The organism is Pandoraea pneumonica (assembly GCF_902459645.1).
GTDB classification, from domain to species: Bacteria; Pseudomonadota; Gammaproteobacteria; order Burkholderiales; family Burkholderiaceae; genus Pandoraea; species Pandoraea pneumonica.
On record NZ_CABPSK010000001.1, the window covers coordinates 996,406 to 1,017,055 of the forward strand.

Consider the following 20,650-nt stretch of genomic DNA (forward strand, 5'->3'; position numbering starts at 1 on the left):
ATTCGAAACATGGAAACAAATAACGCCCTTGAAGCGCTTGCTGCGCTCGCGCATCCCATTCGCCTGTCGGTCTTCCGCTTGCTTGTGCAGGCGGGCCCCGACGGCTTGCCCGCTGGCCGCATTGCCGAGTCGCTCGACATGCCCGCCTCGTCGCTGTCGTTCCATCTCAAGGAATTGCACCGCGCCGAATTGCTCGCCAGCCGCCAAGACGGTCGCTCCATCATCTACATGGCGCAGTTCGAGACCATGAACGGCCTGCTCGGTTATCTGACGGAAAACTGTTGCAGCGGTGTGGCCTGCTCGCCCGATTTCGCCTGCAAACCGCCGACACTGCCGAAGCAACCGAAGCCATGAGCACACTGCCTTCATCTGCACCGGCCGCCCAGCCAGCGGCCATCGGTGTCTTCGAACGCTATCTAACCGTGTGGGTCGCCCTGTGTATCGTGGCGGGCATCTTGTTGGGCCAGTGGCTCCCCGGCATGTTTCACGCCATCGGCACGATGGAAGTGGCACAGGTCAATCTGCCGGTGGGCGGGCTGATCTGGGTGATGATCATTCCCATGCTCATCAAGATCGACTTCGGCGCGATGGGACAAGTCACTCGGCATTGGCGCGGCATCGGCGTCACGCTGTTCGTGAACTGGTTCGTGAAGCCGTTCTCGATGGCGCTGCTCGGGTGGCTCTTCGTGCGGCATTGGTTCGCACAGTGGCTGCCCGCTGATCAGCTCGACAGCTACGTCGCAGGTCTCATTCTGCTGGCGGCTGCGCCCTGCACCGCGATGGTTTTTGTCTGGTCGCAACTGTGTAAAGGCGATCCGTACTTCACGCTGTCGCAGGTCGCCCTCAACGACGCCATCATGATCGTGGCCTTCGCGCCGGTGGTTGCGCTGCTGCTCGGGCTGTCGTCGATTACGGTGCCCTGGGACACGCTGATGACCTCGGTCGGTCTCTATATCGTCATCCCGGTGGCGCTGGCGCAGATCATTCGCAGGGCGTTGCTCGCGCGCGGCGAGGCGACGTATCAGCGTGTCGTCGGCGCAATGGGGCCGTACTCGATCATGGCGTTGCTGGCCACGCTCGTCCTGCTCTTCGGCTTCCAAGGCAACGCCATCGTCGAGCAGCCGCTGATCATTGCGCTGCTGGCGGTCCCGATCCTTATTCAGGTGCTGCTCAATTCCGGGCTGGCTTATTGGCTCAACCGCAGGCTGGGCGTTGCCCATTGCGTCGCGGGCCCGTCCGCGCTGATTGGTGCAAGCAATTTCTTCGAATTGGCCGTCGCCACTGCGATCAGCCTCTTCGGCTTTCAGTCAGGCGCCGCACTCGCCACGGTGGTGGGTGTGTTGATCGAGGTGCCCGTCATGCTCCTCGTGGTCGCCGTCGTCAATCGCTCGCAACGTTGGTACGGAAGTTAGTAAAAATCACCATGACCGTCACGATCTATCACAACCCAGCCTGCGGCACGTCGCGTAACACGCTGGCCATGATTCGCAACGCGGGTATCGAACCCACGATCGTCGAATATCTCGTCACGCCGCCCGACCGGATCACTTTGCAGCAAATGATTCGCGATGCCGGGCTTACCGTGCGCGAGGCCATTCGCGAAAAAGGCACGCCATACGCGGAACTGGGCCTCGACGATACGTCGCTGAGCGACGACCGGTTGCTCGACGCCATGCTCGCGCATCCCATCCTGATCAACCGCCCGTTCGTCGTCACGCCGTTGGGTGTGCGGCTTTGCCGCCCTTCCGAACTCGTGCTCGACATCCTGCCGTCACCGCAGCAAGGGGCGTTCACCAAAGAAGACGGTGAAGCCATCGTCGACTCGCAAGGCAACAGAATCCGATGAAAACCGAAATGCCCAATGTCAGCGGTTCGGCACTCGACGTGCCGGACCTTCGCAAGCTCGAACCCGCCACCGTCAGTACGCATGCGCCGCGTATTCTTCTGCTCTATGGTTCGTTGCGCGAGGCGTCTTACAGCCGGAAGCTGGTGCTCGAAGCGCAGCGCATTCTTCAGCACTTCGGCGCGGAAACCCGCGTCTTCGACCCGCATGGTCTGCCGATGGCGGACAGCGTCCCGGCAGATCATCCGAAGGTGGTCGAGTTGCGGAAGCTCTCCGAATGGTCAGAGGGACAGGTGTGGTGCAGCCCCGAGCGGCACGGCACGCTAAGCGCCGTCTTCAAGAATCAGATCGACTGGCTGCCGTTGGAAATGGGCGGCATTCGTCCGACACAGGGACGCACGCTTGCCGTGATGCAGGTTTGCGGCGGCTCGCAATCGTTCAACTCGGTCAATGCCCTGCGGGTGCTCGGGCGGTGGATGCGCATGGTGACGATTCCGAACCAATCGTCGGTGGCGAAGGCGTACCTGGAATTCGACGAGAACGGCCGGATGAAACCCTCGCCGTACTACGACCGAGTGGTCGACGTGATGGAAGAACTGTTCAAGTTCACGCTGCTCGTACGGGATCGCAGCGACTATTTGACCGACCGGTATAGCGAACGCAAGGATGCCTTGCCGGCACAAGCGACAGCACTCGCGGCGGCAGCGATGGCCACGAACTAAACGGGGTCGCAAAGCTCGATGTCGGGCAGCGTTCGTGAGCTGGTTTCCTTGATCAGCGAGATGAACTCAGCAATGTAGGGCGTGCGACTCTGATCGCCCCGAGTCGCCGCACAAATCTGTGCGGACAATCCCGTCGAAGTGATCGGCAGTGCCGTTACGTATTGCCTTTGCAGATAGGACTGCACCGCCCACCGAGGCAGGACCGCGATGCCGCGAAGTGTGGATACGAGCATCAGAATTGCCACAGTCAACTCGGTGGTGCGCCGGGGCGGCGAGATGCCCGCAGGCTTGAGTAGCAACTGAACAATATCGAGTGCGTCGTCTTCGACCGGATACGTAATGAGGGTCTGATCGCGGAAGTCGTCCGCGCCAAGGTAGGCCTTCTGTGCAAACGGATGATCGTTGGCAACGAGCGCGACGAGTTTGAACCGGAACAGCGGTTGAATCACGATGCCCGTTTCCGGCTCGGAACATGAGACCAGTGCCAGATCCGCCTTGCCTTGGTGGAGCAATCCAACGGGATCGGACTGGTATCCCGAGACGAGATCGATCTCCACTTCGGGCCACCGGGCCCGGAACGCGTCCACCGCGGGAATCAACCAGTCAAAACAGGTGTGGCACTCGATGGCAATACGAAGACTGCCGGTCGTCCCCTCTTTCATCCGCACCAAATCGCGGGTCGTCTGATTCAGCAACGGCACGACCACGTCCGCGACCTCCAACAGCCGCCTGCCCGCTGGCGTGAATACCACCGGCGCCGACTTTCGCACGAACAACGGCAGGCCGTAGAAATCTTCCAATGCCTTGATGTGGTGAGAAAGCGCCCCTTGTGTCAGCCGCATCCAAGTCGCCGCCCGCGAAACACTACCGCTGTCGCGCAGTGCAATGAGCGTCTGTAGATGGCGCACGTCGATCGGAATTCTGTCCATTAATAAATTTGAGATTAACCAAGCGAACAATTGATTTGAATAATAGTCGTGGCGCTCGCATACTGCAACGGCGTTGAAACTGAACCCCTAACGGTATGAAGCCCACCACTGACATCACGTCGCTTCGAGAGATGAAGCGGCAAGTGCTACTGCTTGCCATCGCGCAGGCGCTCTTCCAGACGGCATCCGTACTCGTAATGACCATCGGGGCATTAGCCGCGGCAAACATCTCCGGTGACCCGGCGCTGGCGACCGTGCCGATCGCCGCCATGTTTCTCGGCACCGCTGTCCTGATGTTCCCGGCGTCTGCGGCGATGGCAAAGTTTGGCCGCCGCGCCGGATTTGTCACCGGCGCGTTACTCGGCACTATCGGAGGCGTGGTCGGTGCAGCGGGCATCTATGTGGCTTCGTTGCCGCTGCTCTCGCTCGGGACGTTTCTGGTGGGTGCTTATCAGGCGTTCGCACAGTTCTACCGTTTTGCTGCCAGTGAGGTTGCGAGCGACGCTTTTCGCCCGCGCGCCATCTCCCTCGTGCTTGGCGGCGGCATTGTCGCGGCACTGCTCGGCCCGACGTTGGCCCGCTTCGGTGGCCCGCTGCTCGAGACACGCTACGCCGGTTCGTTTCTGATCCTTGCACTGCTTTCGCTAGCGGCGGCCGGCGTACTGCTTGCCATTCGTGGCAATGAAAAGCATGCGCTCCAGCCCGATGTCGCCAATGGACGCCCGTGGGCCGAAATCGTGACGCAACCGGCCTATCTGGTTGCCTTGTTCGGTGCAGTCACCGGGTACGGCGTCATGATTCTGGCAATGACCGCTACGCCAATCGCGATGATGCACCATCACCACGAACTGTCCACCGCGTCCACGGTGATCCAGTTTCACGTGCTCGGCATGTTCCTGCCGTCCTTCTTCACTGGGTCGTTGATCGCACGCTTTGGTACGCTGCGCATCATGCTCACTGGCCTGCTCCTGCTCACAGCGCATGTGTTCACGACATGGACCGGCACGGGATTCAACTCGTTCGCGCTAGCGCTGGTCTTGCTCGGTGTCGGATGGAATTTCTTGTTCATCGGCGGCACGTCGCTCCTGACCACCACCTACACGCCGGGCGAGCGAAGTCGCGCACAGGCCACCAACGACATGACCATCTTCGCTGTTGGCATCGCATGTTCGTTCGGCGCAGGTCCGCTGCTGCAACGGTTCGGCTGGCAAACGCTCAATGGCATGCTGCTGCCTTGGTTGTTCGCCGCCGTGTTGATGCTGCTTTGGTTCGCGGCACGCGAGCGACGTGCGGCCAGAGACGTTGCGGCGTGCTCATAGCGTATCGATGCGAGCCACCTTGAACGTGCCTGCGCCGCATTCGCGGCGCGACTATTTAGCGCAACTTTTCATATCCGCCGGCTTGCCATCGACAAAGCAGCCTTTCGTTTCGGTGCCGCCTTTGTAACTGACCGAGAGGCCGTCCGGCTTGCCGTTGGCGTCGGCCTGATCGACGGAAATCAACGTCGAGCCGATGTAGAACGCCTTCTCGAGGCGCATGCCGTGCGCCGTCTTCACGGGCTTCTTCAAGAAGATTTTTGCGCCGTCGGCGGCGACGAGAATCGTAGCGCTATTGATAAAGCTGCCAACCGGGGTTTCGGCGCTGCTGGTGATCGCCTTCGTTGGCACCGGCATCGGCGCGCCGTCCGCTGGCACATCGACCGACTTGCGCAGTTCCAGACGGTGCGTCAGTTTCCCGTCGGTCATCTGCGCGACCACGCGCCCTGTCTGCTGAGAACGCCCGCGATAGCCCGGGCCCCATGCCTCGCGTAGCGCCTCGTAGACCACTTCGACCTGTCCATCGAGCTTGCCCTGTTTGCACGTGGCCATCACCGGATGAACACTCACGTTGCTGTAGCGATGCCCATAGCCTGCCGGGCCATCGCCCGCCGCGTAATCGGTAGCACCGGTCAGCGACGTCAACTGCGCAGCCGACACCGGACAAGGCCATTCGGTCGATTTCGCCGGGTCGACGTAGAAGAACACCTCCTGCGCATCCGCATAGCGTTGGTACTGAGCATCGGCCTCGCGCAGCAACTGCATTTGCGCGGCATCTTTCACCGTGGGCAACTGCAATGGTTCGGCCTGCGCACCAGCGCTTGCGAATAACAAGCCCGCCGCAAACGCCCCCACCACCTTTCGTGCCACATCGCATCGTTGTACTGGCATCTCACACTCCCTGTGGATTGACCTGCGAACTTACGAATTTCGGCCCGGCTACCGGCGTGTTGTCGTCCGCCGTTGGTTCATCACACTACGAAATCGCAGGCGCACGCGCAATGCTCGCTTTCCGGGGGATGGGGTTGACCTACGCACATAACGGACTGCTATACTCCGCACGATGAAATTCCTGCGGATTTGCTGCCTCTTTCTGCTTTGTGCCGTGCTGCCCATTAGTGGGCTGGCGGCCAGCGGCTTGACTGGCGCTTGTCCGATGCAGATGTCGCCGTCGGCAGACGACGGTGCAATGGCCATGGACATGGCCGGCTGCGATTCCATGAAGGCCCCCGACGGCGCAAAACTCAAGGCGCCGTTCTGCAAGGCAACCGTCCAGTGCCAACTGGGCAGCCTCTACCACCCCGTCGATCTTCCCTCGGCCAACCGGCCCTTCGGCCCCATGACGTCCGTCACGTTCGCCTACGCAGACTCGCTCAGCGTTCGCGCACCCGACGGCCCGTGGCGCCCACCCACTTCGCTCTGACCCCAGCCAGTTGTTAATCAAGGCTCGCCGCGCTTAGCCGGCGAGGTTGCTCCATACGGAGCGCGAATCCCTATGGGGTTCGTCGATTCGGGGTTTTACCATGCATCCGACACCCGGTGCGCCTATGCCATGGCGCACCCGGACGCCTATGTGCGTCCTCTTCATTGCGCTGTCTCTGATCGGCGCGAGTGCATCCCAAGCATTCGCGCAGGAGACCCGCACCCCATCCGCCGCCCCGTTCACGCTCGAGGCCGCGCTTCAGTCTGCGCTAACCCGCTCGGCGAGCATGCAGGCCGCGCAAGCGTCTGTGCGCTCAAGCTCGGAAGCTGCCGTGAAGGCCGGGCAACTGCCCGACCCAACCCTCAAAGCCGGTATCGATAACCTGCCCATCAACGGCGACCAGCGATTCACCGTCGGGCAAGACTTCATGACGATGCGCCGTATCGGCATCGAGCAAGAATGGGTTTCATCCGAGAAGCGCCAACTGCGCACTGCCCTTGGCAATCGCATGGTCGATCGCGAGCGCGCGGCGTATCTGACGCAAGTCGCCAACGTCCGGCAGCAGACCGCCACCGCGTGGCTGAACGCCGCTTACGCCAAGCGAGCCGTTGTATTGCAGCAAGCGCTGGTGATGCACATGACGCACGAGCTCGGTGCGACCAAAGCGTCGTATCGCGGTGCCAAGGCGTCCGCCGCCGATGTGGCACAAGCGCAAGCCATGCTCGCGCAGGCAGAAGATCAGCGTCTCAAAGCGCAGCAAACACTCCAATCCACCCTCTTCGCCTTGTCTCGATGGACGGCAGCCCCCGTCGCCGACGTGCTTGGCGACCCGCCCGCGGCCGACTCGGCCGTGCCATCGCTCCCCACCGATCAGCTGGATCGCGTCCAACCCGCGCTCATTTCAGCCGAAGCGGACATCGCCGCGGCTGACGCCGACACCTCGGTGGCACGCAGCGAGCGCACGCCCAATTGGAGTTGGGAAGTCGCGTACCAACAACGCGGCGGCCAGTACTCGAACATGGTGTCGGTCGGCGTGAGCATCCCGCTGCCGATCCATCGCGGCAGCCGGCAAGACCGCGACGTGGCCGAAAAAGCTGAGTTAGGCACGCGCGCCCGCCTCGTGTTCGAGGACACGCAGCGGCAAGTGCAAGCCGACATCCGCGACCTTGCTACGCGCATCGAGAACGGCCGCGAACGTCTGGTCAACCTCAACGGCACGCTGCTCCCCGCCGCCGACCAACGGGTGCTGTTGGCCACTGCGGCCTACCGGGCAGGCACCGGCGCACTGATCGACATTTTCGCGGCCAAGCGTGCGCAGCTGGACGCGCAGTTGCAGCAATTGGATGTGCAACGCGATGTCTCACTGGCATGGGCACAACTCGAATATCAGGTGGTTCCGCCCAGCATGGCGGCTGACCAATGAGGCAAACGAAGATGAGAAAACAACGTCTAGTCATGGCAATCGGCGGTCTCTTTGCCGCATCGGCACTACTCGGCGCAGGCTACCTCGCGGGCAAGCGCGAACCCGCGCCAATGCTGGCGAACACCGCACCGTCGGTTACCACGGCGAACGGTGCCGTGCAGCGCAAAGTCCTGTATTGGCACGACCCGATGCAGCCGAACCAGCACTTCGACAAGCCCGGTAAATCGCCTTTCATGGACATGCAGTTGGTGCCCGTCTATGCCGATGAAGCGGCGGCAACCGGCATCAAGATCAATGCCGATCTCCAGCAGAATCTCGGCATTCGGTACGCCACTGTCCAGCGCAAACCGGTGAGCGAAAGCTTCGAGGCAGTGGGCAGCACCCAGTTCGATGAGTCGCAAGCGGACGTCGTCCAGTCGCGCGTCACCGGATACATCGACCACCTGTATGCCAGTGCCCCCATGCAGCGCGTCAAGCAAGGCGCGTCGATTGCTTCGATATATGTCCCCGACTGGTTGGCGCCGCAGGAGGAATACCTCGCACTCAAACGCAGCCATATGGACGACACCCTGTTGTCGGCGGCCCGTGCCCGCATGCGGGCGCTGTCCATCCCCGACGCGGTGATTTCGGCGTTGGATCGAACCGGCACGGTACAGACACATATCGTCCTGCCATCGCCTCGCGCTGGTGTTCTCACGGAATTGAACGTTCGTAACGGCGCGATGGTCGCGCCGGGCCAGACACTCGCGAAGGTCGCCGGGCTCTCGACGCTCTGGGTCGTCGTGGACATTCCCGAGGCCTTGGCCGCGCGCGTCCAGCCGGGCATGACCGTCGACGCCACCTTAGCCAGCGACGCGTCACAGCATCTGACCGGCCGCATTCGCGAAGTGCTGCCCGGCATCAACCCGAGCAGCCGCACGCTATCCGCCCGTCTGGAAATCGATAACGCCAGCGGCAAACTCACCCCCGGTATGTGGCTTCGGGTCCGGGTCAGCGGACAAGCCCCGGTATCTCGCCTGCTAGTACCGTCGGAAGCGGTAATTGCGACCGGCAAGCGCACGGTCGTCATCGTGCAGAACGGCGACGGCCGCTTGGCGCCGGTCAATGTCACGATCGGGGAAGACTTCGGCGGCGACACGGAAATTGTCAGCGGACTCAACGAGGGGCAACGCGTTGTGGCATCGGGGCAGTTCCTTGTCGATTCAGAGGCCAGTTTGAAATCGGTGCTGCCCGCTGCCGACACCACGCCAGTCACGACGCCGGACAAACCTGCCAGCGCGGCGTCGGCATCCGCGCCTGCCGTAGCGGCGCAGATTTACGAGACGACTGGCAAAGTCGAGTCGGTCACTGCCGACGGCATCACGTTCTCGCATCAACCGGTGCCCGCCCTCGGGTGGCCCGGGATGACGATGTCGTTCGGTAAGCCATCGCCTGAGGCTTTCGCAGACGTGAAACCCGGTCAGACCGCGCACTTCGCCTTCCGGCAGACCGATGACGGGTTCCAGTTGACGAAGGTCGAGCGCATGAGCGGAGGCCAGCCATGATCGCCCGCATCATTCGCTGGTCGATTCGGAATCGCTTTCTGGTGTTGTTGGCGACCGTACTCGTGGCGGCTTGGGGCGTGTATTCGCTCGCCCGCACGCCGCTCGACGCCCTGCCCGACCTGTCGGACACGCAGGTCATCATCAAGGCGTCGTATCCCGGCAAAGCCCCGCAGGTCATCGAAGATCAGGTGACCTATCCGCTGACGACGACGTTGCTCGGCGTACCGGGGGCGAAGACGATCCGGGCGTACTCGTCGTTCGGCGACGCCTTTATCTATGTGCTGTTCGACGACAAAACGGACCAGTACTGGGCGCGCTCGCGCGTGCTGGAGTATCTCAATCAGGTACAGAGCCGTTTGCCACAGGGGGCGACGGTCGCGCTGGGGCCGGACGCGACCGGCGTCGGCTGGGTCTACGAATACGCCCTCGTGGATCGCACCGGCAAACACGACTTGGGTCAGTTACGCACCCTCAACGACTGGTTCATCAAGTTCGAGCTGAAATCGGTGCCCGATGTCGCTGAGGTGGCGTCGCTTGGCGGCATGGTTCGCCAATATCAGGTCGTGCTCGATCCGGACAAGCTGCGCGCCTACGGCATTCCCCACAGCACCGTGATCGACGCCCTATCGAAGGCCAATCAGGCGTCAGGCGGCTCTGTCGTGGAAATGGCGGAATCGGAGTACATGGTTCGTTCGACCGGTTATCTGCAAACGCTCGACGACTTCCGCCACATTCCGTTGCGCAGCGACGAGACCGGCACGCCCGTGATGCTCGGCGACGTGGCACGCATCCAGGTCGGCCCGGAAATGCGGCGCGGTATTGCGGAACTCAATGGCGAAGGCGAAGTGGCGGGCGGTGTCATCGTGATGCGCTCGGGCAAGAACGCGTTGACCACCATCGAAGCCGTCAAAGCCAGGCTGGCGGACTTGAAGAAGTCGCTGCCGCCCGGCGTCGAAGTCGTCACGACCTACGACCGCTCGCAGTTGATCGAGCGCGCCGTGGACAACCTCAAGGACAAGCTGCTCGAAGAGTTCATCATCGTCGGGCTCGTCTGCGCGGTGTTTCTGTTCCATTTGCGCAGCGCCTTCGTCGCCATTCTGTCGTTGCCGCTCGGCGTGTTGGCCGCGTTCATCGTCATGCGATATCAGGGGGTGAATGCGAACTTGATGTCGTTAGGCGGCATCGCTATCGCCATCGGCGCGATGATCGACGCCGCCATCGTCATGATCGAGAACGCGCACAAGCATCTCGAAGCCTTCGAGCACGCGCATCCGGGCGTACCGCTCGTGGGGTCTAAACGATGGCAGTTGATTGCCGAGTCTGCCGCCGAGGTCGGACCGGCGTTGTTCTTCTCGCTGCTCATCATCACGCTGTCGTTTATTCCGGTGTTCTCGCTCGAAGGTCAGGAGGGCAAGCTCTTCTCGCCGCTCGCCTTCACCAAGACGTACACGATTGCGGCGGCGGCCGGACTGTCGGTAACGCTGGTGCCGGTGCTGATGGGCTACCTGATTCGCGGGCGCATTCCCCACGAGGCGTCGAACCCGATCAACCGCGTGTTGATTCGGCTTTACCGGCCACTGCTGGAGCACACCTTACGGCGCCCGTGGGTCACCATCGGCATCGCCGTCGTCGCGCTGCTGCTCACCGCGATCCCGATTTCGCGGCTGGGCGGCGAGTTTCTGCCACCGCTCGACGAGGGCGATCTGCTCTATATGCCCACGGCGTTACCGGGAATTTCGGCGGCCAAAGCAGCGCAACTGCTCCAGCAAACCGACCGTTTGATCAAAACCGTCCCGGAAGTCGCCACGGTGTTCGGCAAGTCGGGGCGCGCCGACACGGCCACCGACCCCGCGCCGCTGGAAATGTTCGAGACCACCATCCAGTTCAAGCCTCGCAGCGAGTGGCGCCCGGGCATGACGCCGGAGAAGCTCGTCGATGAACTCGACCGTACGGTCAAAGTACCGGGGCTGTCGAACGTCTGGGTGCCGCCGATCCGCAACCGGCTCGACATGCTTTCGACCGGTATCAAGACTCCCGTCGGCGTGAAGATTTCCGGGCCAGACCTCACGCAGATCGACAAGATCGCCACGCAGGTGGAAGCGGCCGTGAAACCTGTGCCGGGCGTGACATCGGCACTGGCCGAGCGATTGAACGGTGGCCGATACATCGACGTGAACGTCAACCGGCAAGCGGCGGCCCGCTACAACCTCTCGGTGGCCGATGTCCAGTCGGTCGTGTCGTCGGCGATTGGCGGGGAGAACGTTGGGGAAGTGATCGCGGGCCGGGAACGCTTTCCGATCAACGTTCGGTATCCACGGGAGATTCGCGATTCGCTCGAGTCGCTGCGCCAACTGCCAGTGGTGACTGACCGAGGGGCACAGATCCGGCTAGCCGACGTGGCCGACATTACGCTCGCAGACGGCCCGCCGATGATTCGCAGCGAGAACGCCCGCCTGTCCGGCTATGTGTATGTGGATATTCGCGACACCGATCTTCAAACGGCGGTGACGGCCATGCAGCACGCGGTCGCTGGGCAGGTGGTGTTGCCACCGGGCTATTCGATCACGTGGTCCGGGCAGTTCGAGTATCTGGCGCGCGCCGCGGCCACGTTGCGCACAGTGATTCCGGTGACGCTCGCGGTCATTTTTATCTTGTTGTTCCTAACCTTCCAGTCGGCAGCGGACGCGGCATTGCTCATGCTGACGGTGCCGTTCGCGCTGGTCGGCGGGTTCTGGCTTATCTGGATGCTGGGTCACGCGGTCTCGGTCGCCACATCGGTCGGCTTCATCGCGCTGGCGGGCGTGGCGGCGGAATTCGGCGTCGTCATGTTGCTGTATCTCAAAGGCGCACTCGACCGGCGACTCGCGTTGGGCGAGCCCATGAGTGAAGCCATGCTCAGAAACGCCATTCGCGAAGGCGCGGTCCTGCGGGTGCGCCCGAAAGCGATGACCGTGGCCGTCGTGCTTGCCGGTTTGGTGCCCATCATGATCGGTCACGGCACGGGGTCGGAGGTCATGCAACGCATTGCCGCGCCGATGGTCGGCGGCATGGTCACGGCGCCCCTCCTGTCGATGTTCGTCATTCCGGCCGCGTGGTTCTTGCTACAGCGCCGACGCTTTCATCACCTTGAACGGGCAGAGCCCGGCACCCCTGAAACCCCAACCCCTGTGGTTACTTCCGGCACGCAAGTGCCTTCCATTCCCTCTGGAGAAATGCAATGAAGATGAAGTCGATGACGTTACTCGCACTGGCCGCGCTCGGCACCCATGCCACGTTGGCACTCGCAGCGAGCGACATGGCAAACATGCCCGGCATGGCGATGTCGCCCCCTGCGCAACATGCGAAGCCCGCAGCGGGCGCACAACTCACGGACGCGGTGGTGAGGAAAGTCGACCCGGCCACCGGCATGGTGACGATCAAGCACGGGCCGCTGGAAAACGTGGGCATGCCCGCGATGACGATGGCCTTCAAGACCCGAGACGCAGCGATGGCCGCGCAGGTGCACGAGGGCGACAAGGTCAAGGTGCGCGTGGAAAACGTGAACGGCACCATGACCATCGTCAGACTGGAAAAGCAGCAGTGATCGATTGACTGCGGTCGATTGATAGCGATCGAATGAATCGGCAGCGGCGTCCCGCAAAGGGGCGTCGCTGCCGGTCTCAGGAACGATTAAGCCGCGATCAGATCCGGTCGCACTCGTCTTTCGGCGATGATCCGGCTTCGCTGCGCGACTTGGCCTGCGTGATGTTGCTGTTAGGCGGCACGTCCTGCGTCAGCCAGACATTCCCGCCAATGACCGAGCCCTGACCGATGGTCACGCGGCCGAGAATGGTCGCACCCGCATAGATGACCACGTTGTCTTCCACGATCGGATGGCGAGCCAGACCCTTGCGCGGGTTGCCGTCGTCGTCCGCCGGGAAGCGTTTGGCCCCAAGCGTTACGGCCTGATACACCCGCACGCGCTGACCCAGAATGGCCGTCTCGCCAATCACCACGCCCGTACCGTGATCGATGAAGAACCCTGCGCCGATTTGCGCGCCGGGGTGAATATCGATCCCCGTTTCCGAGTGCGCTTGCTCGGCGATGATGCGCGCGAGCAGCGGCAATTCGAGCCGATAGAGCTCATGCGCCAGCCGATGGTGAATCATCGCCAGAATGCCCGGATAGCACAGCAGCACCTCGTCGACGCTGCCTGCCGCCGGGTCGCCCTGATAGGCGGCGAGCACGTCGCAGTCGAGCAGTTCACGGATCTGCGGCAAGCGTTCAGCGAATTGCTGAACCGCCGCATGGACACGCTCGGCGACAAGCGCTGCATTGACGTCGGCGTCGTGCCGGTCTTTGTAGCGCCATTCCAACCGGGCCTGCTCGGCCAAACCGTTTAGCGCAGTGGCGAGCGCATGGCCCACGTAATAGTTCTCGCCCTGCTGATGGAGTTCGAGCGGGCCGAGGCGCATGGGGAACAGCACGCCTTTGAGCAACCCGACCACATCGGCGAGTCGCTCGCGCGAGGGGAGATCGCGCCCGCCGGGCTCGAGAAAACGCCGCTGCCGGTCACGCCAGCGAACGCGCGCGGCGTGCAATGAGGTCACGACGTCGTCAATGTCAAACGCTGCCACGAGTGAAGCTCCTGCTGATGGAATTGCCGTCCATAGTAATGAAAAAACGAATAACGCGTCGGCCGCCCCCTGGGCACTCGTCCCGCGGCAACGGCCGCGAGATGATCGATTCCTGGCAGACCGTAGAGGGCGACGCCCCTAAGCTGCAACCATCTTTTTGATGACTTTCCCGGCGACTTTTCAGCGTCTGCGTCTTGACAAGCGCACGGCATGCCCCACAAAGCCCCCGCTTTCGCCCCCACCTTCTCGCGCTCATTCTTATCGCCTATGCTCGTCTCCCGCGCTGGCTCTCCAGGCCCGGCCTCTTTGGCGTCGTCGCCAGTCACTTCCCCGAGTACGTCGACAGCTTCCCTCGACACATGGACTGACGGGCCCTTCGCGGAGCCGCATCTCACAGGCGAAACGGCGACGCGACACGTAGCGTTGGCCCTGCTTGAAGAAGCCGCCAATTTTCCGTCTGACGACGCAAGCGACGCACAGTCGTCGACAGACGGCGGGAGCGATAGCGAGTGCGATGGAATGCCGGAGATCCATCTGCACGATCGTCTACGAGCGCACGCGCTGCGCAACGCGCATCCGCTGCCCCAGGAAGTCAGCATCGCCATTCCGGAGACACCCAACGTTGTCGACGAAAACCCGCGCGCCCGCTGCGTGATCGGGCTTGCCGGTGCAAGCGGCGTCGTCGACGGTATTGCCGCCACGTTGTCAGCCGTGTCGTCGCAGTTGACGTCACCCGCTGCCGCCACGATGACCGCCGGTTCGAGCACTGTCCTCTGGAGCACTGGCGCGCTGCTTGCAGAAGCCGGTAACTGGGCTGCGTCGGGCTACGACAAGCTGGCAGGCGTGACCAATTGGCTCTCGTTCAGTGCCGGAGCTGCTGGCTTCACGGCGACTCGCACGTCAGGCAACACGGCGTCGTATGCAGGCTATGCCTCGTCGGCCCTCTGGGGCATGGGGGCGATCGCCAATACGGCACAGGCCGTGGCCGACTCCGCCCGCAACCCTTGGAGCCGCGGCTTTCAAGTGGCGAGCGGCGCCCTCAACCTTAGCGCTTCCGTGCTGTCTGGCATGTCCGTGCGCGCCGCCGACAACGACGAGTCCGACTATGCCGCTTGGTATGCACTCGGCTCCTCGATCGCGTGGGGGGCCGGGTCGGTCATGACGCTGGCGTCCGGATCGCTGGCGTCCGTGTCGATGTCTTCCGTACCGCCCCCGCAGGCGTAACCCCGTCCAAAGTCATATCGGTGCTATGCGTAGCAGAAACTACGCATAGCACTGTCCCCTTGGTGACAGATCGTCACCGCCCCCCGCTTTCACAATGGCTTCGTCATCTCTGCATGCCGGACGCCCTCACTGATCTCTCTGAGCATCTCCAAATCGAGCAGCGTGATGCGCCCGTAGCGAATGCGCACGAGTTGATGATCGAGAAACCAGCGGAATTCACGGTTGAGGTACTGGCGTGAGGCCATGAGCAGCGCGGCAAGGTCCTCTTGCGACAACCGCAGGCTGAGCGTGATACCGGCGGCCGTGCCATCCGCCTCGGCAGCTTCGGGTACCCCGTAGCGCTTCGCGAGCGCCAGCAGTTGATACGCCAGACGGGCGCGAAACGACGTGAGGCTATGACGGCCCAGCCGGTCGTGAAGGCCACGGGCACGGCCCGCGATCAACCGCAACAGCGAGGCATTGAGTGTCGGATCACGCACGAGTTGGGCATTCAACGCATGGGCAGGGATATGGAACAACCGCGTGAGACCGCGTGCGCGCTGATTGTGTACGGCGGTCTCGCCGGTCAACACGGCAATGAAATTGGCGACTTCGCCGGGCGGGATGAAGTCTTCGACGGCGCGTCCGCCCTCGGGGCTCGACCACTCCCATTCGAGCACGCCGGAAAGGATGACGTGAATGTCCGCACATGCCTCGCCAGCCGCATAGATCAGCGTGCCGTCGGGATACGTACGCAGATGGCCCGCCCCCACGAGGGCGGCGAGCACGCCATCGGGCCAGTCGCGCAACCCCGCGTTGTTGCGAAACGCGGTCCAGACGATGTCGCGCTGCTGTGCTGTCAGGTCGCGCCCGCTCGACTGCAACGGGAGCAGGCTGGCCGCCCGATGCGAGATCTGCTGGCCGGGGTTGGCGTGATCGTTGGGAGCGGGCATGGCGGTGAAGAACGGCGAAAGCGGTGAGAACGGTGAAAGCTGCGAAAGCTGCAAAAGCGGCACGAGCGAATCGCCCACCTTACCGCGTTTGGCCTGCGCGCCAAGTGACGAATCGGCATATGGAAATTCGTGGCAACGGGGTAGCGATATGTCGCCCTCGCCCACTTCAGACAGCACCCATGAGGAGGTCGTGCAAATGAGTGAAGGCAATGCACAAGTGAGAAAACCGGCGAACGTCGTCACCGACGCGTTTGTGGGCAAACGTCTCGAAGCCGATGTGTTGGTGATCGGCGGCGGCCCGGCGGGGACATGGGCGGCCGTGAGTGCCGCAGCGAAAGGCGCGAAGGTCGTGCTGGCCGATAAGGGCTATTGCGGCACGTCCGGTGCCACGGCCCCGTCGGGCACTGCGGTTTGGTACGTGCCGCCATCGGGCGATGCCCGCGAACGGGCCAAGGCTAGCCGGTTCGACATGGGCGGTCAGTTGGCCGAACACGCCTGGATGGACCGCGTGCTCGAACAAACATGGAGCAACGTCCAGCAACTCGCGCAGTGGGGTTATCCGTTCCCCGTCGACGAGTTCGGCGACGAGCAGCGCACCTCGGTGCAGGGGCCGGAATACATGCGCCTGATGCGCAAGCGGGTCAAAGAAGCCGGTGCCCGCATTCTCGATCACAGCCCAGCGCTTGAACTGCTCGTGAACGACGATGGCGCGGTGGCGGGTGCATCCGGCGTCAATCGCCAGACGGGCGAGACGTGGCTGGTGCGCGCCGGTGCGGTGGTTATCGCCACGGGCGGCTGCGCGTTCCTGAGCCGTGCGCTTGGCTGCAATGTCCTCACCGGCGACGGTCAATTGATGGCCGCCGAAGTGGGGGCGGAGCTCTCGGGCATGGAATTTTCGAACGCCTACGGGCTGGGTCCCGCCTTTGCGTCGGTCACCAAGTCGATGTTCTACAAGTGGGCCACGTTCTATGACGAAGACGGCGTGAAGATCGACGGCGCGGGGTCCGCACGCGGGCGCGGCGTCATCGCCCGCGAGCTTCAGTCGCGCAAGGTGTTCGGCTGCCTCGACCAAGCCGACGACCAAATTCGGGCGTGGATGCGCACCGCCCAGCCCAACTTCTTCCTGCCGTTCGACAGGCTGGGTATCGATCCTTTCACGCAGCACTTCCCCGTGACCCTTCGGCTAGAAGGGACCGTGCGGGGCACGGGCGGACTGAACGTGACGGGCGACGACTGCGCCACGTCGGTGGCTGGCCTCTATGCCGCGGGCGACGCCGCCACGCGTGAGTTGATCTGCGGTGGCTTCACCGGCGGCGGCAGTCACAACGCCGCTTGGGCGATGTCGTCGGGTTTCTGGGCCGGTGCAGGCGCGGCGGCCCACGCGCGGGCACACCGCGCCACGACACCCGCCGCGCGTAAGGTGTACCGCGCGGGCACGGTGGCACTGGGTACGTCGACGTCGCATACACCGATCACGCCGATCGACAGCGAACAAATCGTCAAAGCCGTGCAGGACGAAGTGTTTCCGTACGAGCGCAACTGGTGGCGCAGCGCCGATGGCTTGGCAGACTCGCTCGGGCGGCTCGACGCCCTGTGGACGCAACTGCGCGCCAGCGCGCCTGCACCCACGGCGGCGTATGCCGTGCGTGCGCGCGAGGCGGCGGCGATGGTCGCGACGGCACGGTGGATGTATCGATCGGCAGAGCAACGCACCGAGACGCGTGGCATGCATCGCCGCGTCGACTTTACCGGCACCGACGACGCACAGCATCACCGGCTGATCAGCGGCGGCCTCGACGACGTCTGGGTGCGTCGGCATCGCGCGAAGCACGACGCAAAGTACGACGCGCTCACCCCGGCAAAAGAAGGAGCTCTCGCATGATCGAAATCGTGAACGAAGCGCGCTGCACGGGCTGCAACATCTGTGTGCACGCCTGCCCGACCAATGTCTTCGATGCCGTGAAAGACGGCATTCCGAAAATTGCCCGGCCCGACGACTGCCAGACCTGCTTCATGTGCGAGCTCTATTGCCCGGAAGACGCCCTGTTCGTCGCGGCCCATGCAGACAGCCGCGCCACCGCCGACGAGGCGCGCGTGCTCAAGGAATCGTTGTGGGGAAGTTATCGCGATGCCGTGGGCTGGGGGCCCGGGCGGCGCTCTACCGCAGCGCTCGACGCAAGTTATGTTCTGTTGACGAAGGCACATTGATGACGCAAAACAAATTACTTCCGCTCGCTTCGGCGAATGTGGCGAACGCGACGACTGACGACGGCGACACCGACGGCACGGTCTTTACGACCCGCCGCACCTTATTGAAAGGCGCCCTCGCCGGTGGTCTGCTGCTCGCTGGCGGCGCAGCACGCGCGGCCACAAATAACGGCAAAACGCTGCGCTTTGGCGTGATCGGCCCGGCCCGGGCGCCTGCCGCACCGACCGGGTATGCGCTCTCGCGCGGCTACTTGCTGCGCGAACTGGCCCCGCTGGGCTTTACCGACGTTCGGTTCGACATGTTCCAGAATGGGCCCGATCTGAACGAAGCGTTCTTCTCCGGCACGCTCGATGTGGGCATTTACGGCGACACGCCCGCCGTCGTCGCTCGGTCGCAAGGACTCAAAGGGCGGCTGATCGGCTTCGAAGAAATTGGGTTGGCAAGCTGGCTGCTGACGCCGCGCGGTGGCGTACGCAGCATCAAGGAACTGGAGGGGAAATCGGTCGGGGTGCCGCTGGGCTCGTACATTCACCGCTATTTGCTCGGTGTGCTCGATGGTGCTGGGCTTACCGGACGCACGCGGGTAGTGCACATGCTGGGGCGCGACGCGGGTGCGGCATTGGAGCACGGCTCGCTCGGGGCCTACGCGGCGCAATCTGATCTCGGACCGACGCTCGCGGCGCAAGGCTATCCGGTGATCGATCGGGCGACCGACCACCCCGAGTTGTTGGGATCGTCTGTCATCGTGGCGTCGTCGGAGGTGCTGGCGCGCGCACCACAGTTGCCCGCTGCGTGGAACCGTGCCCGTCGGGCCGCGCTCGCGGATATCGACCGCGACCCGCAGGCGTATTTCAACTTCCACAAGCAAACGACCGGTATCGCCGAAGACGCCATCCGGATCTCGCATCCCATCTCGAACTATCCGGCCGACCCGCTGCCCGCGTCGGGTATTCAGATACTCGACGGCGTAAAGCGCTTCCTGCTGAACGGCAAACTCATCCGAAACGACTTCGCGTTGCCGCAGTGGCAAGCCTAAACGTTGGAACGACCGGGGCGGCAGGCATGGCATCCACACGATGCCATACTTGCCGCCCCAAGCCGTATCAAGCCGGATGGATCGCGCCGGTCGCGACGACCGGTCCGGTCGGCTGGCCCGTCGGCGACCCGCCCGGCGGTTCGATCGACACCGCAAACACGGCCTGCGCATCGATCTGCGCCAGGATGGCCGGGGCCAGTGTCATCGACGCGGGCTGGTCGGACGCGAATACCCCCAGCGGAATCGGCTTCGCATTCGGCGGAATCAACCAAAGTTCGGTCGCGCGGTCGGCAGCAATCGCGGGCTTGTCGGCCGGCACCACCACCATACGGGCATTGCGCACATCGACCGTCGCCGTCCAATGGGCCACGCCATCGGCACGTGCGAGCGTCGAGACCAGATAGGTGCTGGCGACCGTGGCCACCGGCGGCTGCGGGGCAAACCGCGTCGTGAGATTGACCGCGAGCAATGCCAGCGTGGCGACACTCGCCCCGACGCCAATCCAGCGCCACAGCGCCAAGTTGTTCCACCAGCTTTCATAGGTCGGACGGTTGGCGGGCGACTCGGCGGCCCGGTCGACCCGGAAGCCCAAATCGCTGCGAATGCGCAGCCAGACGCGCGGCGGCACCTCCTGCGGTGACACGTCTTCGATCAACGGGGCAAAGTATTGCTGCCAACGTTCCAGGGCCGCTTGCAACTGCGGATCGGTGCTCGCCGCCTGTTCCAGCGCACGGCGCTCTTCAAGGTCGAGTACGCCCAGCACGTATTCTGCGCAGCGCACTTCCTCATCGCGGTTGAGGGGCGTATTCATTGTTCGAGGCACACCTTCAACTGCATCAGACTGCGGCGAATCCAGCTTTTCAGCGTGCCCAGCGGTACGCTTAGGTGCGCCGCCAGTTCGCTATAGGTCGCACCACTGAAAAAGGCCTCGCGCACGGCAGCGCGCTGTTTGACCTCGAGCTTTTCCATACACGCTTCGAGCCGCTGGCGGTCTTCGCTGGCTTCGGCAAGCGCTGCGGGCGTGGGGTTGTCGTCGGGAATATCGAGAGACTGCTCGTCGTCGAGCGCCGATTCGCGGTGCTGACGAAGGCGATCGATGGTCCGGTTGCGTGCCAGCGCAATCAGCCACGTCATCGCATTGCCGCGGGCGGCGTCGAAACCGTCGGCGCGGCGCCAAACGCTCACGAACACGTCTTGCAGCATGTCTTCGGCTTCGGCCCGATCGCGGACCATGCGCAGGATCACGCCGAACAAGTGCGAGGACGTCAGCCGGTAAAGGTCGCCAAAAGCCTCCTGACTCCCTTGCCCGACGCGCAATAGCGTCTGGTTCAGATGCTCGCGCCGCGCCTCCGTTGGGTCAGACACCCCGGGGCGGGGTGTCTCGACATCGCCTGGCCGTCCAGTGGAATCTGGTATGTCAGTCATGTCGTGAA

At 63.3% G+C, this 20,650-nt stretch carries 20 protein-coding genes; 14 read left to right on the forward strand and 6 right to left on the reverse strand.

The window, feature by feature from the left end; all coding sequences use genetic code 11:
* Window positions 1-9: 9 nt before the first annotated feature.
* From PPN31114_RS04420 to arsH, 4 genes are read left to right on the forward strand one after another with little or no spacing between them, the layout of a single operon-like run.
* The gene (locus PPN31114_RS04420) at window positions 10-354 is read left to right on the forward strand and encodes an ArsR/SmtB family transcription factor (protein ID WP_150678247.1); all 345 of its coding nucleotides are present in this window, start codon (window positions 10-12) and stop codon (window positions 352-354) included.
* The gene (arsB, locus tag PPN31114_RS04425; RefSeq protein ID WP_150678248.1) at window positions 351-1,412 is read left to right on the forward strand and encodes an ACR3 family arsenite efflux transporter; all 1,062 of its coding nucleotides are present in this window, start codon (window positions 351-353) and stop codon (window positions 1,410-1,412) included. The genes PPN31114_RS04420 and arsB overlap by 4 nt, the downstream gene beginning before the upstream one ends.
* Before the next feature lie 11 nt (window positions 1,413-1,423).
* Window positions 1,424-1,846 (forward strand): arsenate reductase (glutaredoxin), encoded by a 423-nt coding sequence (gene arsC / locus PPN31114_RS04430; RefSeq protein WP_150678249.1) that lies wholly within the window; start codon window positions 1,424-1,426, stop codon window positions 1,844-1,846.
* Window positions 1,843-2,565: an arsenical resistance protein ArsH gene (arsH, locus tag PPN31114_RS04435; protein WP_150678250.1), complete on the forward strand. Its 723-nt coding sequence runs from the start codon at window positions 1,843-1,845 to the stop codon at window positions 2,563-2,565. The genes arsC and arsH overlap by 4 nt, the downstream gene beginning before the upstream one ends.
* On the opposite strand, the gene PPN31114_RS04440 is transcribed toward arsH, so the two are convergent.
* Window positions 2,562-3,494 carry a LysR family transcriptional regulator gene (locus tag PPN31114_RS04440; RefSeq protein ID WP_150678251.1) on the reverse strand — a complete coding sequence of 311 codons (933 nt, stop codon included), beginning with the start codon at window positions 3,492-3,494 and terminating at the stop codon, window positions 2,562-2,564. The two genes, arsH and PPN31114_RS04440, sit on opposite strands and share 4 nt — an antisense overlap.
* A gap of 95 nt (window positions 3,495-3,589) precedes the next feature.
* On the opposite strand from PPN31114_RS04440, the gene PPN31114_RS04445 reads away from it, so the two are divergent.
* Complete coding sequence (locus PPN31114_RS04445; protein ID WP_217426917.1) at window positions 3,590-4,813, forward strand: MFS transporter; 1,224 nt, start codon at window positions 3,590-3,592, stop codon at window positions 4,811-4,813.
* Window positions 4,814-4,864: 51 nt separating this feature from the next.
* Here PPN31114_RS04445 and PPN31114_RS04450 read toward each other — a convergent pair whose 3' ends face one another.
* The gene (locus tag PPN31114_RS04450; RefSeq protein WP_150678252.1) at window positions 4,865-5,701 is read right to left on the reverse strand and encodes a hypothetical protein; all 837 of its coding nucleotides are present in this window, start codon (window positions 5,699-5,701) and stop codon (window positions 4,865-4,867) included.
* Between the two features lie 172 nt (window positions 5,702-5,873).
* Here PPN31114_RS04450 and PPN31114_RS04455 point away from each other — a divergent pair, with 172 nt between their 5' ends.
* From PPN31114_RS04455 to PPN31114_RS04475, 5 genes are all read left to right on the forward strand, one after another.
* A complete protein-coding gene (locus PPN31114_RS04455) occupies window positions 5,874-6,233 on the forward strand; it encodes a hypothetical protein (protein WP_150678253.1) in 360 nt (119 codons plus the stop codon).
* Between the two features lie 100 nt (window positions 6,234-6,333).
* Window positions 6,334-7,656 (forward strand): TolC family protein, encoded by a 1,323-nt coding sequence (locus PPN31114_RS04460; protein WP_370865828.1) that lies wholly within the window; start codon window positions 6,334-6,336, stop codon window positions 7,654-7,656.
* Window positions 7,657-7,667: 11 nt separating this feature from the next.
* On the forward strand, window positions 7,668-9,200 hold the full coding sequence (locus tag PPN31114_RS04465) for an efflux RND transporter periplasmic adaptor subunit (protein ID WP_150678254.1): 1,533 nt from the start codon (window positions 7,668-7,670) through the stop codon (window positions 9,198-9,200).
* Entirely contained in the window at window positions 9,197-12,421 is a 3,225-nt protein-coding gene (locus tag PPN31114_RS04470) for an efflux RND transporter permease subunit (RefSeq protein WP_150678255.1), read from the forward strand. The genes PPN31114_RS04465 and PPN31114_RS04470 overlap by 4 nt, the downstream gene beginning before the upstream one ends.
* The gene (locus tag PPN31114_RS04475; RefSeq protein WP_150678256.1) at window positions 12,418-12,783 is read left to right on the forward strand and encodes a copper-binding protein; all 366 of its coding nucleotides are present in this window, start codon (window positions 12,418-12,420) and stop codon (window positions 12,781-12,783) included. Before PPN31114_RS04470 ends, PPN31114_RS04475 begins: the two co-directional genes overlap by 4 nt.
* A gap of 97 nt (window positions 12,784-12,880) precedes the next feature.
* On the opposite strand, the gene epsC is transcribed toward PPN31114_RS04475, so the two are convergent.
* The gene (epsC, locus tag PPN31114_RS04480) at window positions 12,881-13,816 is read right to left on the reverse strand and encodes a serine O-acetyltransferase EpsC (RefSeq protein WP_150678257.1); all 936 of its coding nucleotides are present in this window, start codon (window positions 13,814-13,816) and stop codon (window positions 12,881-12,883) included.
* 519 nt (window positions 13,817-14,335) lie between these two features.
* Between epsC and PPN31114_RS04485 the strand changes: the two genes are divergently transcribed.
* Window positions 14,336-15,040, forward strand: coding sequence for a hypothetical protein (locus PPN31114_RS04485; protein ID WP_150678258.1), 705 nt, complete (start codon window positions 14,336-14,338; stop codon window positions 15,038-15,040).
* An 89-nt stretch (window positions 15,041-15,129) separates the two neighbouring features.
* Here the strand turns inward: PPN31114_RS04485 and PPN31114_RS04490 are convergent, their stop codons facing one another.
* Entirely contained in the window at window positions 15,130-16,050 is a 921-nt protein-coding gene (locus PPN31114_RS04490) for a Crp/Fnr family transcriptional regulator (protein ID WP_150678259.1), read from the reverse strand.
* A gap of 118 nt (window positions 16,051-16,168) precedes the next feature.
* On the opposite strand from PPN31114_RS04490, the gene PPN31114_RS04495 reads away from it, so the two are divergent.
* Genes PPN31114_RS04495 through PPN31114_RS04505 form a run of 3 tightly spaced genes read left to right on the forward strand, consistent with a single transcriptional unit; the run spans window position 16,169 to window position 19,217 of the window.
* Window positions 16,169-17,854 carry an FAD-dependent oxidoreductase gene (locus PPN31114_RS04495; RefSeq protein WP_150678260.1) on the forward strand — a complete coding sequence of 562 codons (1,686 nt, stop codon included), beginning with the start codon at window positions 16,169-16,171 and terminating at the stop codon, window positions 17,852-17,854.
* Complete coding sequence (locus PPN31114_RS04500; RefSeq protein ID WP_150678261.1) at window positions 17,851-18,180, forward strand: 4Fe-4S binding protein; 330 nt, start codon at window positions 17,851-17,853, stop codon at window positions 18,178-18,180. Before PPN31114_RS04495 ends, PPN31114_RS04500 begins: the two co-directional genes overlap by 4 nt.
* Window positions 18,180-19,217, forward strand: a complete 1,038-nt coding sequence (locus PPN31114_RS04505) for an ABC transporter substrate-binding protein (RefSeq protein ID WP_150678262.1) — start codon at window positions 18,180-18,182, stop codon at window positions 19,215-19,217. The genes PPN31114_RS04500 and PPN31114_RS04505 overlap by 1 nt, the downstream gene beginning before the upstream one ends.
* Before the next feature lie 67 nt (window positions 19,218-19,284).
* Here PPN31114_RS04505 and PPN31114_RS04510 read toward each other — a convergent pair whose 3' ends face one another.
* Together PPN31114_RS04510 and PPN31114_RS04515 are read right to left on the reverse strand one after the other, a co-directional pair.
* Complete coding sequence (locus PPN31114_RS04510; protein WP_150678263.1) at window positions 19,285-20,028, reverse strand: anti-sigma factor; 744 nt, start codon at window positions 20,026-20,028, stop codon at window positions 19,285-19,287.
* Entirely contained in the window at window positions 20,025-20,642 is a 618-nt protein-coding gene (locus PPN31114_RS04515) for a sigma-70 family RNA polymerase sigma factor (protein WP_150678264.1), read from the reverse strand. Before PPN31114_RS04515 ends, PPN31114_RS04510 begins: the two co-directional genes overlap by 4 nt.
* Between the last annotated feature and the right edge of the window lie 8 nt (window positions 20,643-20,650).